The organism is Hanamia caeni (genome assembly GCF_003721595.1).
Lineage (GTDB): Bacteria > Bacteroidota > Bacteroidia > Chitinophagales > Chitinophagaceae > Ginsengibacter > Ginsengibacter caeni.
Genome location: NZ_RJJR01000002.1, coordinates 273,294 through 286,886, shown reverse-complemented (window position 1 = coordinate 286,886; position 13,593 = coordinate 273,294). Strand labels below are relative to the sequence as shown.

At 41.5% G+C, this 13,593-nt stretch carries 10 protein-coding genes; 3 read left to right on the top strand and 7 right to left on the bottom strand.

Going from position 1 to position 13,593, the window contains the following annotated elements:
- Positions 1-308 precede the first annotated feature (308 nt).
- The 3 genes from EFY79_RS04395 to EFY79_RS04385 all read left to right on the top strand — a co-directional run bounded on the left by EFY79_RS04395 (position 309) and on the right by EFY79_RS04385 (position 5,194).
- Complete coding sequence (locus EFY79_RS04395) at positions 309-2,954, top strand: DUF7133 domain-containing protein (protein WP_123119473.1); 2,646 nt, start codon at positions 309-311, stop codon at positions 2,952-2,954.
- A 196-nt stretch (positions 2,955-3,150) separates the two neighbouring features.
- A complete protein-coding gene (locus EFY79_RS04390; protein ID WP_123119472.1) occupies positions 3,151-3,858 on the top strand; it encodes a hypothetical protein in 708 nt (235 codons plus the stop codon).
- Positions 3,859-3,907: 49 nt separating this feature from the next.
- Positions 3,908-5,194: a PQQ-dependent sugar dehydrogenase gene (locus tag EFY79_RS04385; protein ID WP_123119471.1), complete on the top strand. Its 1,287-nt coding sequence runs from the start codon at positions 3,908-3,910 to the stop codon at positions 5,192-5,194.
- Positions 5,195-5,279: 85 nt separating this feature from the next.
- Here the strand turns inward: EFY79_RS04385 and EFY79_RS04380 are convergent, their stop codons facing one another.
- From EFY79_RS04380 to EFY79_RS04345, 7 genes are all read right to left on the bottom strand, one after another.
- Complete coding sequence (locus tag EFY79_RS04380; RefSeq protein WP_123119470.1) at positions 5,280-6,377, bottom strand: MBL fold metallo-hydrolase; 1,098 nt, start codon at positions 6,375-6,377, stop codon at positions 5,280-5,282.
- 259 nt (positions 6,378-6,636) lie between these two features.
- Positions 6,637-7,977: a Gfo/Idh/MocA family protein gene (locus EFY79_RS04370; protein WP_123119468.1), complete on the bottom strand. Its 1,341-nt coding sequence runs from the start codon at positions 7,975-7,977 to the stop codon at positions 6,637-6,639.
- A gap of 50 nt (positions 7,978-8,027) precedes the next feature.
- On the bottom strand, positions 8,028-8,999 hold the full coding sequence (locus EFY79_RS04365; RefSeq protein WP_123119467.1) for a formylglycine-generating enzyme family protein: 972 nt from the start codon (positions 8,997-8,999) through the stop codon (positions 8,028-8,030).
- Positions 9,000-9,056: 57 nt separating this feature from the next.
- The gene (locus tag EFY79_RS04360) at positions 9,057-10,076 is read right to left on the bottom strand and encodes an FAD:protein FMN transferase (protein ID WP_123119466.1); all 1,020 of its coding nucleotides are present in this window, start codon (positions 10,074-10,076) and stop codon (positions 9,057-9,059) included.
- Positions 10,077-10,153: 77 nt separating this feature from the next.
- On the bottom strand, positions 10,154-11,083 hold the full coding sequence (locus tag EFY79_RS04355) for a hydroxypyruvate isomerase family protein (protein ID WP_123119465.1): 930 nt from the start codon (positions 11,081-11,083) through the stop codon (positions 10,154-10,156).
- A gap of 564 nt (positions 11,084-11,647) precedes the next feature.
- Positions 11,648-12,493: an NAD(P)-dependent oxidoreductase gene (locus EFY79_RS04350; RefSeq protein WP_123119464.1), complete on the bottom strand. Its 846-nt coding sequence runs from the start codon at positions 12,491-12,493 to the stop codon at positions 11,648-11,650.
- Between the two features lie 98 nt (positions 12,494-12,591).
- Entirely contained in the window at positions 12,592-13,554 is a 963-nt protein-coding gene (locus tag EFY79_RS04345) for a PDZ domain-containing protein (RefSeq protein WP_123119463.1), read from the bottom strand.
- Positions 13,555-13,593: the final 39 nt, after the last annotated feature.

Below are 13,593 nucleotides of genomic sequence, written 5' to 3'. Positions count from 1 at the left end.
AACATTGTTCCGTTTGGTCTCTTCTTCTTCCGGAATTACATTTAAAATCGTAGAAACGGACGGACTAATGCAAAAGGTAAGATAAGGATATTGAATTTTTAAATTACATCATCTGACGGGAACGGTCTTAATTTTCACCAAAATAAAAACTATCAATATTTATTCATTTACCGGCAAACCATCACGACGTTCATACTTATTACAATCAATTGCACCATATTCACGCGTGCCCTGTAATCAAAATTTTAAGAAACAATCCCAAAGCCCCGAGATAATTCTTAAATTGTCGCCATTAATTAAATTATCATATGAAAAAAATTATCTCTGTTCTTTTTACCGCTTTTTTGATTGCCGGTTGCGCTGATAACCAACCCCCCTGTGAACCGCAACCCCGAAATCCCGCGCTTGCTTCCATTGATTCCATGTCTGCCAAACTTAACTGGCCCGCTGATCTAAACATTATGGGCTTCTCCGGGCCAGATCTTACTCCCAGCCCTGCGTGCCTTGCCGTTGCAGCTTCAGGCGAAGTGTATGTAGGAGTTGATATGATAGGTTCGCTGGGTAAAAAGCCAGGCCAGGGAAGAATCGTAAAGCTGGTAGATTGCAACAATGATGGAATTATCGACAGGCATACTGAATATGCGGTAGTGGATGACCCGCGCGGCATAATTTCGATTGGCGATAAATTATATGTGCTACATACTGTTTTTACTGATACCACAGCCACAGGAATGGCACTTGACGTATATGAAGATAAAAACAACGACGGCCTTGCTGATGGCAAGCCTAAAAGAATAGTAGATCACATGAGCAACCCTACTTACCTGGCCAGCCGCGGCACCGATCATGCTACCAACGGCATCCGGCTGGGGATAGATGGATGGATATATATTGCTGTTGGCGATTTTGGCTTTCATAATGCGGAAGGAAGAGACGGCAAAAAAATAACCATGCTGGGCGGTGGTATTGTGCGTGTAAGGCCGGATGGCACTGAAATGGAAATATATACTCATGGAACCAGGAATCTTTATGATGTAGCCATTGATCCTTACATGAATATTTTTACTCGCGATAATACCAATGATGGCGGCGGCTGGAACATTCGTTTTAGCCACATGATTCAGACTGGCGAATATGGTTATCCTGTTTTGTTTAAACATTTTACGGAAGAAATTATTCCCGCGCTCGTAGATCTTGGCGGCGGATCGGGCACTGGCGCGTTGTTTATGGATGATGCGTCATGGCCGGCGAAATACAATCATGTTCCGATGATGGCTGATTGGGGAAGAAATGAATTATACATCCATCGCCTTACGCCCGATAATGGCTCGTACACGCAGCAACAGGAAGATTTTATTCATCTTCCTCAAATAACCGATGTGGATGTGGATGCTTCCGGCCGGATGTATCTTTCTGCCTGGGATGGCGCCGGCTATTCAGGTGATTCTACCAAAGGCTTTACCGTAAGGGTAGTTCCCAAAGAGTGGACTTATAAACCATATCCTGATCTTAAAAAAGCTTCTGTAAGCGAATTAATTTCACTAATGAAATCAGGAAGTAATGTAGGCAGAATGTATGCGCAACAGGAATTATTAACCAGGGGCAATGATGCGAAGGAAGCGGTCCTGAAATTAGCCATGGATAAAGGTGCGCCTGTGTATGCGCGGGTTGCAGGCATGTATGGCTATGCGCAAATGGCGGGTGAGGATGCCGTGCAAAACCTGGTTAAGCTTTCGAAAGAAGAAAATATGAAAGCATATGCGTTACGCGCCCTCACTGATAGGAAAGGTTTTCTAAAAAATGTTCCTATTGAACCCTTTCTTGAAGGCCTGAAAGACACTTCAAAAAGTGTTGAATTTGCCTCCATCATCAGTCTCGGTAGATTGGGAAGGCCTGAAGCGGCACAGGCATTACTTACAATTCCTGTTCCGCCATCTTTCGTAGCGCCGGAAAGAGGAACGGAAGGACCACATGCTACGCCTAATTCAGCAATTATTCCGCCGCATCTTGCGGTGAGAGCCCTGGTAGCTTTGCATGCCGTGGATGCCTGTGTGGCAGCCATCGGTACAGAAAATAATACGCTGGCGCTGTGGGCACTTCAATACATGCATGATCCAAAAGCCGTTTCAGGGCTAATGGCTGCTTATAGGAATAGCCAGGAAGAAGAATTAAAAAGTAAAATTCTCGCAACGCTTGGCCGGCTTTATAATGAAGAAGCTCCGTACGACGGAACCTGGTGGTGGAGCACCCGGCCGGATTCACATGGGCCATATTACAAGCCCGTTACCTGGGCGGGGTCTGATAGCATAAAGAATTTTTTAATGGACGTTTGGAAAAAATCCAATCCGGCTCAAAAAGAATTTTTTGCTGATCTCAATGGGAAACTGCGGATGGGCATCACACAATTTGGTGGTAACATGGAAGAAGTAGTGGCAAAAGAGGAAGCTCCAAAAGTGGACCTGAACAAAATCCGGAATAAAAAAGGTCAGATTGGCGAATCGTCTATTGAAGATATTATGCTTGCGATGGATCATATCAAAGGCAACCCGGCAAATGGCAGAAAATTGTTTATACAACAGGGTTGCAACACCTGCCATGCACTTGATAAGGGCGAAGTAATGAAAGGCCCTTTCATGGGGCAGATCGGTTCTATTATGACACGCAAACAAATTGCTGAATCTATCCTTAAGCCTAATGCTTCCATTTCGCAGGGTTTTTCAACCGTGCAGGTAGAAACCAAAGACGGTAAAAAAGTGCTGGGGTTTGTCACTGACGAGTCAGCCGGTAAGTTTACACTTCGCGATATTACGGGTGCGGTGCACCACATCGACGTCAAAAATATTAAAGAGAGGAAGGAATTAAAATATTCCATGATGCCCACAGGAATGGCGAATGCATTATCATATGAAGATTTTGCTTCCCTGATTACTTTTTTATCACAGCAAAAGAAATAAAGTGTTTGAAAAAAATGAAAAGATTTGTTTTCCACAGCAATCATCTCTTTTTAAAGAAAAAATAAAAATCGCGGGTATTTGTCAGTTTACCCGGAAGGGTTTACAACATAAAGATACATAGCACGCTTCTGTAGAGACAAGGCATGCCTTGTCTCTACCCAATCGGGCACAGAAATTTTCACTAACTTGAATCCCCATGAAAATAATAACACTTTGTGTTTGCATGCTTCTGACGCAATGGGCCCGCGCGCAGGATTCAACTATTTTCATAGCTGCCGATCAGTATGTTTCCGAAGTGGCAACTCCTGAAAGAATCTATCACTATCCAAATTTTATAGCGGGTAAAATTTTTTTTAGAAACAACACCGTTTCGGATGCCCGTCTCAACTACAATTACCTGAACGGGGAAATTGAATTTATCTCGCCCAATAATGATACTCTTGCCATTTCCAAAAAACAAATGTTAGATATTGAGAGGGTAGTAATTGACACCAGCACATTTTTTTATAACGATGGCTACCTGGAACTGGTGGCGCAAAGCGCGGTTGGAAGGTTGCTGAAAAAGGAAATATATGTAGTGTTCAAACGGGAAAAAATAGGTGGCTATGACCAGCCATCGTCTACTTCAGCGATTGAATCCTACAGCAGCTTCAAAGAAAGCTATGGCACACGGCAATTCGATTTAAAAGTAAGGGAAAACATTACGCTGGTATTAAGAACTAATTATTTTTTTGGCGACCAATATCATGCAGTACTGCCCGCTAACAAAAAGAATCTTTACAAAGTTTTTCGCTCCAAAAAGGATTTCATTGATTCTTATTTGGCAGCTAATAATGTTGATTTTAGGAAGCCCGGCGACATAAAAAAATTATTTACTTTTCTGTCGAAAGAAGGAAGCCATTAAAAAAATTTTTCCTTTATTTTTACCGACTTTAACCATCACATCTAAATTAATGAACACTAAAAAGCGTATAGGCGCTCTTGCCTTAATCCTCGTTGCCTGCTTAATGGCGTGCAATGCCAATAACAATGATAAAAAAGAAACTGAAACAAAGGCCGCCGTTTCCGGGCGCCATGCAGATTTGAAACTGCCCGATGGCTTTTCAGCAACCATTGTTGCCGATTCATTAGGACCTTTAAGGCATTTGGTGATTGCTACTAACGGTGATGTGTATGCGAATTTCAGCGCTTTGCAGGAAGGAAGCGGAATTGTGATGCTGCATGATACCAACGGGGACGGCAATCTTGATAAAATAAAGCGTTTTGCCAGCTATCCCGGCACCGGGATTACCATCAAAAATGGTTATTTGTATTCATCTTCAAATAGCGGAGTATTTAGATATAAGCTGGATGAAAAAGGAAACCTGTTATCTCCCGAACAGGGCGAGGAAATTGTTTATGGGCTGGTAGATAGGAAGAGAGATAACTCAAAATCTATTGCCATTGACGACCAAAATAATTTATATGTATCTGTGGGCTCTTACAGCGATGCATGCAGGGAAGAAAATTCCGGCAAAGGAATTCCTGGCTGCCCTCTTTTGGATTCTGTGGGCGGAATATGGCAATTTAAAGCGGATAAGCTTCACCAAACTTATGGCGATGGAGTTCATTATGCGAAAGGGATAAAAAATGCAGTAGGCCTTGCCTGGAATACTGTCACAAATTCTTTATTTGCTACTCAACATGGGCGTGGTCAATTTGATGACAAGTTTCCTCAATATTTTACGGCAAAGCAAAGCCAGGAATTACCTTCAGAAAATTTGTATGAATTGCATGCCGGTGATGATGCTGGCTGGCCATTTATCTATTACGATCCTTTTCAGAAAAAATCAGTGCTGGCGCCAGAATATGGAGGCGATGGCAAAAAAGCAGCTTCGGTAAAATATCTTGACCCTGTAGTGGCCTTTCCAGCCCATTTCGCCCCTGACGATTTATTATTTTATACAGGCGATATGTTTCCTTCAAAATATAAGAACGGCGCGTTCATTGCTTTTCATGGCCAATCGCCGAGCCTTAAGCAAGGCTATCTTGTAGCCTTTGTTCCATTTAAGGATGGCAAGCCTTCCGGCAATTGGGAAGTTTTTGCAGATAATTTCGCTGGTGTGGATTTGAAAAATCCTTCAGGCCCTATTGAACACAGGCCCACTGGTTTGGCGCAAGGCCCTGACGGAGCATTGTATGTTTCAGACGATTTAAAGGGAACCATCTTCAGGATTTCTTATGCCAATGCAAAAAATTGATGCCCGGCACGATTATTACAGCTCAATTTTTCACATGAGATTTTATTATTCTATTAGCTGTCTCTAATTGTGTTAGTACTTTAACTTATTTTATTGTTTGCCACCATTTAAGAAATACCTGGCTGTCGTCTTTAAGATTAAGCGCTTCACCAATTCTTGGAGTGGCAACATTTATGTTCATTTTTTTATTGAGCTCTGTAATCCTTATCAACGGCTCATCCCACGGATGAACCGATAGGGCAAACTTTGAATTGTGAACCGGTAATAATCTTTTTGCCTGCAAATCTATTGCTGCCTGCAACGTTTCTTCCGGCTGCATGTGAATAAATTTCCAGTTTGGATTGTACTGGCCATTTTCCAAAATTGCAAGGTCAAATGGGCCAAATGTTTTTCCGATTTGCCGGAAATGTGTATCATAGCCGCTATCGCCGCCTATAAATATCTTGTAGGTTGGCGTTTTTAATATAAAGGATGTCCAGGAGGATCTGTTCCTGGCAAATTTTCTTCCTGAAAAATGTCTTGCCGTTACCGAGTTTATCACAAAGCCGTTACCAAAATCTATTTGCTCATTCCAGTCTGCCTCATAAATTTTATTTTTATCAAACCCCCAAAATTCCAGGAGTTCTCCTACACCAAGCGCGCACACGATCCTTTTAATTTTTGGTTTCAACTTCACTATTGTTTTATAATCCAGGTGATCCCAATGATCGTGAGAAAGAAACAGGATATCAATTTCAGGGATATCATCCGCAGTATAAATATCTGCACCTTTAAATGCTTTAATATTGAAAGAAAAAGGAGATGCAGAACCACTAAAAACGGGGTCAACCAATATTTTCATTTTATCGGTTTGCAAAAAGTAAGAGGAATGGCCAAACCATACTAAAACATCTTCCCGGGGATCTAAATGCAACAGGTCTGTTTTTACAGAAGGAATAACGCCAGATGGTATTAATCCTGGTTTTTTATCAAATAAAAATTGTTTTAGTACAGTAAACATCCCGCCCTTAGCGGTCATCATAGGCGTACTATGCACATTTTCAAAATGACCGTTTTTATAATTGGGAGATTGTTGAATTCTTTTCAATCGTTCTCCTGAAGGCGACTTTCCAAATTTGGGGGAATTTAAAAAAGTAGCAATGGCGATTATTAATAGCGCTGAAATAATCAGAAACAGGATCATGAGAAAATTGGTTGCAATTTATTTTAGGAAAAAAATCCTTTGCAAAAATAAACCATCTTACCGTGTGGTTAAATGTCCGCAACTAAGTGAAAGGGAAGGAAAAATTGAGATAATTATTCAAAAAAAAAGCTGCTTCAAAAACAAACCATTTTTTGAAGCAGCCCTATTAAGGAGAAATTTTTTTTAATTGCAATAATTTTCGTGTATGCATTCCTGTTAGCAAAATAAAAAAAGCAACTATTTCTCCGTTTACTGTTTTTTAAGCTTCTGAGAAATATTTTGTAACACCCGGCACAGCTACAGGATAAAGTCCATTGGCATCCGGCAGAATAGGCGGCGTTGCGTCAAAGGCATATTTTTCAGGCATGATATTAATGCCAGAATTGATGGCTTTGTCCCAATCAATCACCTGGCCTGAATAGGTAGACATGCGGCCAAGCAAAGATGTCATAGTGCTTTTAGCGGCGCGCTCTGCATCCCAGAATTTAAATTCCCCTTTGGCAACAGCAGCAAACAATTCATCATGCTCTGCCTGGTAAGGCTGGTTTTCCAGTTTTTTATCAAATTGATAAATGGTTTTCCCTTTATTATCTGTGATGCGGGCTTCATCGCAATAAACTTTTCCTTTCGTACCAATCAGTAATTCGTCTACCTTGCTCATTGTGCCTTTTATGTGGCGGCACTGGCTGTTCAGGATGGCGCCGTTTCCATAATGAAACTCTACATAGTGATGGTCGAATATTTCTCCGTAATCTTTTCCTTTGCGCACTTCGCGGCCGCCCATCCCCTGTGCCTGTACGGGATAGGCTTCCAACGCCCAGTTTATTACATCAATATTGTGAATGTGCTGCTCGGTAATGTGGTCGCCGCAAAGCCAGTTGAAATAATACCAGTTGCGCATTTGGTATTCCATTTCGGTCCATCCCGGTTGCCTTGGATGCACCCAAACGCCATCATTATCCCACCATGCCTGCGCTGCTACGATTTCCCCGATTGCTCCATCGTGTACCCGCTTCATTAATTCGCGATAAGAAGTCTGATACCTTCTTTGCAATCCTACCACTACATTCAGTTTTTTCTGTTTTGCAATTTGAGCGGCTGCCAACACCCGCTGAATGCCTGCCGGATCAGTGGCTACAGGTTTTTCCATAAAAATCTGCTTGCCTTGTTTTACCGCTTCTTCAAAATGAATAGGGCGAAAGCCGGGAGGCGTTGCGAGAATAACTACATCAGCTAAGGCAATGGCATCTTTATAAGCATCAAAGCCAATAAATTTATGTTCTTCTTTCACATTGACACGTGCTTTTGTTTCGGCCATTTCTTCAAGAATATGCTGATAGCTTGTGTCCAGCCGATCCCTGAATGCATCAGCCATTGCCACGAGCTGCACATTTTGTTTGGTACTCAGCGCCTGCACCGTAGCGCCCGTCCCGCGGCCACCACAGCCAATTAATGCAATCTTAATTACATCGTTCGCCCCGGAAAAAAAGTTTGCTTTTGTGAGCATAGGAGCGGCCAGTAAACCGCCCGCCAGCAGTGAAGAATTTTTGACGAAGTTGCGGCGGCTTTGCAGATTCGTTTTAGGATTGTCGAGTTTCATGCTATTGTATTTTGTTTTGAATAATTATTTTTAAAATTGATTTGCTGCGTTTAGTTGAGCCCGAGCACTTGTGTAAAAAATTCATTTATTTCATTCGGTGACGGTTGTTGCAAGGGCCTCACAATCCTAAATCCAACAAAAGGAGCATCTGCTATCCACCATTTGCTTTTCGGAATTTGAGGATCGCGCGCATTCCATTTTCTGCTGGAAGCAAGTCTCGCCGCGCTTCGCAGGTTAGAAGCTTCATCGCGAAAATGGCCGCCTTTCAGGGTGATGGGATATTTGGTTTCAGGTTTCATCAATGGATTTTCAGTACTATTTTTTATTTTTTCAAAATAATTTTCATCATACTGATCTAATGTCCATTCAGCAATGTTTCCATACATATCATACAATCCCCAGCTATTGGGTTTCAGCTTTTTGATTTGATGATATTTATTGTCGCTGTTGGCCGCATACCATGCATAGTTTTTTAGCTCATTTTCATTATCGCCAAATGAGTAAGCCTTTTCAGAACCGGCGCGGCAACCGTATTCCCACTCGGCTTCGGTAGGCAGGCGATAAAATATCCCGGTTTTATTATACAGCCACTTGCAATACATTAAAGCTCCATATTGGCTCATGCTGTTTGCCGGAAATCCGCCGGATTTTCCCATACCTAATGTGAAATCAACATAGGGCGGGCTAGGGCGGGTTACGCCATCGGGCAATGGTCCTGTATCACGGCCTTCATCCAGAAACAAAACAAATTCATCATAGGTTACTTCATGTTCCTCCATCCAGAAAGCATTTAATTTCACTTCTGTAGCAGACCCTTCGTCTGCGCGATGTCCTTTTTCATTTTCAGGACTTCCCATCCGGAAAGTGCCGGCGGGAATGGCAATCATTTTAAACGAAACATCAGTGCCCGGAATATTTTGTGTGTAAGAGGTAAAATCTTTGCTTGTATCGTTTTGAGCGAAGCCCTCCAAACAAAAAATCGTAAAAACAAAAATTAAAAACGCAGTAAATTTTCCAATCATTTTAAGCCAGATGTTTTGCTGATGAAGATAATAAATTAAACACAGAGACAATTGATTTTAATTTTCAAAATAAGATTCAAAATTGGGAGTGCTTTTCCGGATCAATTTTCCATTTTGTACTTCTGAAATCAACAGGGCAGCGCCTGGAATTTTTTTTATTAGACTGAAAGATTTTTTTTCAGACAACACGCTGCAGGCAGTAGCAAGCCAGTCAGAAATTGTCGCGTCTTTTGCTATTACGGTCACATTGCGTTGACGCGTCATTCCGATGCCTGTTTTGGGATTGATGATGTGGGAATATCTTTTCCCATTGATATCGAGGTGCTGGTAAATATCACCCGAAGTAGCCACAGATGTGTTTTTCAACAATAATAAACGAGGCAACAAAGCTTCTTTTTCTTCGGGAATAGTGATACCTATCCGCCAGCCCTGCCGCCCCGGCGGCGCTTCACCAATTGCAATTTTTCCGCCTGCATTTACCATCGCCGATCTAAATCCTTTCGATTGAATTACACTCAACGCGGCCTGGGCCACGTAGCCTTTTCCTAATCCACCAAGGTCTAATAACATTCCTTTTTTTTCTAACCAGACAGCCCTTTCTTTATCATTCAAATGAATAAACAGGTGTCCCACTTTTTGCATCGCAACTTTAAGAGAATCGGGGTTAGGCAAACGTTTTTCTTTTCGAGCCTTACGCCACAATTTCACTACCGGCCCCATGCTGATATCATAAGCTCCATTGCTCAGCCTTGCCGCTTCGATGGAATATTTTAAAATATCAAATAAAGCTTCGGATACAGGTACAAAGCGGTTTTGGCCGCTGTTTGCATTCAGGCGGTTTAGTTCGCTGCTGTCAATATAATCGCTAAATATTTCATTAAGCGAATCGGCGCAATGAAATGCAAGAGACGCTGCCTGTGCCGCCTTAGCCGAATCATTTGCATAGATGGAAATGGTAAATGGCGAGCCCATTGCCGGCTTTTCAAACACAAATTTTTGTTGCCCAAAAGCATCTTGAATAAAAAAAGAGCCGCCGATAAAAAATAATGCGAAAAATATTCTTGTTGAATAGATCATTCCGTTAGGTACAGCCGAAATTTTAAAATAAAATCCGGGATATTTATTTGTTTACTGTAAAATATAAAACCCAGGCATTACATAAAATTATCAGAATCCCTGTAAGCCTTTATCAGCGCCATTTCACCTTCCTTTCCCGGAAGTGAGTTTCCATGTTCCATCCCGAGAATGCCCTTGTATCCTTTATTATAAAGATGTTTAAAGATGTTCTTATAATTAATTTCTCCGGTAGTGGGTTCTTTTCTTCCGGGATTGTCGCCAATCTGGAAATAACCAATTTCACCATACGCATGGTCAATATGGTTGATAAGGTCGCCCTCATTGCGCTGCATGTGATAAATATCATACAAGATTTTGCAGGAAGGGCTGTTCACTGCTTTGCAGATTTCGTACGTCTGATCTGAAGTGCGAAGAAACAGGTTAGGAGTGTCGCTAAGCGCTTCAAGTACCATCACTATATTATTGGGCTCCAGTATTTCAGCGCCACGGCGTAAAGCTTCAATCACATTCCCGGTTTGGATGCCAATCGGCAGTCTTCTCTCAAAATCACCGGGCACGACTGTTGTGAGCTTTCCGTTAATTCTTTTCGAAACCTCAACTGCCTGCCGGCAGCCTTTTAAAAAAATATCGACATATTCTTGTTTTCCGGCAGCGAGTGTATTGGCGCCATTACCCCCTTTATCAAGTACAAATACACCCATGCTCATTCCCAGTTTAGCGAGCGTGTCCCCGATTTTTTCTTGCTGTGCAACCGGCCTTCCACTCATGCCATTGTCTTCAATAGACCGAAAACCCATATCATAAGCATATTTTATCTGGTCAATAAAATCATTGCCACCATTGTTTTTAAACATGCCATCATGGATGGCGTAGTTCATATTAAATGGCTTGTCCGCGGCGGCGGCATTGGTTTTTTCATTCTTTATTCCGGAAGCGGTAGCGAGGCCGGCGGTAAAAACTGAAGCGCCTGCGAGCGCTGCCTGTTGCATAAAATTTCTTCTTTTCATTCGTAGTTGTTTAGCCGAACAATTTAAGAAAAACTTTTTGAAAAGAAGGTAATAGGTAGTTCAAAATAAATAAACTCAGGCAGTTAAAATAAAGAATCACCAACGCTTACGCATGGGCCTATAACTTAGGGTAATGCCAGATACGAGATTAAAACTGGAAAGCAATTCCGGTGACAGCAAAATAAAAATTGAGGGAATTTATTTGTTTACTGGAAAACGTTCTCCTTAATCCCAATGTAACGGTTTCGCATACACGAAAAAAAATCTTTAGAGGTGACTGCTAAGCCCCGAAAGCATCAGGGCCAATAGATATTGGCACACGCCAAATTTTTACTGCTCATTCATACCGCGAATTGCAGGCAAACTATTTTTATAAGTCAGCTCCATTGCCGCCAACCTGGTAATTCTCTCCGTTTCATAAAGCAAAATGAATGACTGGTATTTCACCGAAATAAAAATCAGACTTATTTATGGGTTTACTGAATGCAAGAGATAACTAATGGTAGACTGTAAACGAAAATATTTAATTCTTTATTGATTACATTTTTTATTAGAAAATATTTTCTATTTTTCTTTCCCTATGATTGTCCAGTCTTCTTTTCCATGGCCTTTTTCTATCCACTCATCCATCAGCCCAGCCACGCCAGGGATTACACTCAAAGTAATGCCTCTTTTTTTTGCTTCTTTCAAAAATAGGCCGGCATCTTTCCTGGCCATTTCCAATCTCCATGAAGGATCGCTGAAATCATCCCCGGCCATTCGTTGCATTCTTGAAGGCAGGGAGCCCCCCGGATTCCATTCTGTGAACAACTGCATAAGGTCCTGTTTGCTGATGCCTACGGAATCTGAGAAGGCAATTGTATCCGCCAACGCGCCATTAAAGCCGATAAGAAATAAATTGCCTGTGAGCTTCATGGCTGCAGCGCGGCCAACTTCTTCACCAAAGTTCAAAAGCTTGCCGGTGATAGCCGATAATTGCGGATTGAGTTTGTTTATCAAATCCTGATTACCCGAAACCAGCATATATCCTGTGCTTTCAAGCGCGTTTTTGGGCCCCATAAATACGGGGGCATGCTGAAATTGAAACCCTTTTGATGCCCAGTATTTGGTACGCTCCTGTGCGCCTTCAATTGAAGTGGTGGTATGGTCAATTATTATTGCGCCTGGCGTAAGGCCTGGTTCTGCTTTTGATAAAGCGTCGTCAACCGTGGCATCATCCTTTAATGCTATGTGAATAACATCCGCGCCCTTCACTGCCTCAGCAATATCCTCAAATGCTTTGGCCCCGTATTGTTCAAGATCCTTTGCTTTTGAAAATGTACGGTTCCATACCTGCACCTGGTCGCCTTTTTTTATCATGGCCCTGACAAAACCGGCCCCTAATAATCCTATTCCTAAAAATGCTTTCATGTTATTGTTGTTTTTTGTAAAGGTACACAACCATCAAAAAACCATTGCGGATTAAATTAATGGAGACGTTGTTCATGCCAGACAATCATTTGCTGCTATCAGATATTTGTTGTCTTCAACGGACGGTGCACTTTTATATCAAATTTCATTTCCTTTTGATTACGCAACGCTTTCACTTTGTAATCAGTTTTATTTTCTGAATTCCGGATTTCTGATTGTATTTTATCTACATCATTTATTTTTTCCCCATTCATCTCTGTGATAATATCACCTTCTTTCAAACCTGCTTTTTCTGCCGGTGAACCAGGAAGAACTTTTTGAATTTTTACACCATTGCTATCCTGTGTGTCCTGTATTTGAAGGCCAAGCCGGGGTCGATCATTATTAAAATTAAAATCAAAATTTCCACGTGGCATTGGAAGTACCTTATATCGAAAATTGTTTCCGTTTTGCAATTTGTTTAATAAATCTTCATTCAATCCGTTAAAACTTTGGACGTTAGCCGGTGTTTTTCCCAATTCAAGTTTGACTGACATTTTTTTATTGTCGCGCAAATATTGAATGGTGACTTCATCTCCTGGCTTATGACTTTCAATCGAATTTTTCAAATCAGCCGGGGATGAGATTATATCATCATTTATTTGGGTGATAATATCGCCCTTTTCCAGGCCGGCTTTTTTTGCGCTACTATTATCGAGCACATTATTGATAATGGCGCCTTTATCTGTTTTGGCCGAGATCACACCGAGGAATGCGCCTTCTGCGTTATCCTGAAACATAAAATTTTGAGACATGCCCGGAAAGAAACGATCATCTTCGCCACCCATAAAATTCCGCTTAAAAACTTTTACGTCGCCTTTATAATCAGCCATGGGCTTACCATTTATCGTTATTACATTGCTGTCTATTTCTATAACGGTTTTTCCTGAATCCAAAGGACTTCTGCTGATGACAATTTGTTCCTGGTTTCTATCTTCCTGTAGATTCTTTTGGGAATAACCACTGAAGGCAGTCAATGAAAAGGCCAGCGCAAATAGGGCCGGGATAAATTTTGTTTTCATTTCTTTATGTTTTAAATATTAAAATATTGGGATTCACAA

Excerpts from the sequence above, each read along its gene's own strand:
- EFY79_RS04395 (WP_123119473.1), top strand. The coding sequence starts at position 309 with ATGAAAAAAATTATCTCTGTTCTTTTTACCGCTTTTTTGATTGCCGGT.
- EFY79_RS04390 (WP_123119472.1), top strand. The coding sequence starts at position 3,151 with ATGAAAATAATAACACTTTGTGTTTGCATGCTTCTGACGCAATGGGCC.
- EFY79_RS04385 (WP_123119471.1), top strand. The coding sequence starts at position 3,908 with ATGAACACTAAAAAGCGTATAGGCGCTCTTGCCTTAATCCTCGTTGCC.
- EFY79_RS04380 (WP_123119470.1), bottom strand. The coding sequence starts at position 6,377 with ATGATCCTGTTTCTGATTATTTCAGCGCTATTAATAATCGCCATTGCT.
- EFY79_RS04370 (WP_123119468.1), bottom strand. The coding sequence starts at position 7,977 with ATGAAACTCGACAATCCTAAAACGAATCTGCAAAGCCGCCGCAACTTC.
- EFY79_RS04365 (WP_123119467.1), bottom strand. The coding sequence starts at position 8,999 with ATGATTGGAAAATTTACTGCGTTTTTAATTTTTGTTTTTACGATTTTT.
- EFY79_RS04360 (WP_123119466.1), bottom strand. The coding sequence starts at position 10,076 with ATGATCTATTCAACAAGAATATTTTTCGCATTATTTTTTATCGGCGGC.
- EFY79_RS04355 (WP_123119465.1), bottom strand. The coding sequence starts at position 11,083 with ATGAAAAGAAGAAATTTTATGCAACAGGCAGCGCTCGCAGGCGCTTCA.
- EFY79_RS04350 (WP_123119464.1), bottom strand. The coding sequence starts at position 12,493 with ATGAAAGCATTTTTAGGAATAGGATTATTAGGGGCCGGTTTTGTCAGG.
- EFY79_RS04345 (WP_123119463.1), bottom strand. The coding sequence starts at position 13,554 with ATGAAAACAAAATTTATCCCGGCCCTATTTGCGCTGGCCTTTTCATTG.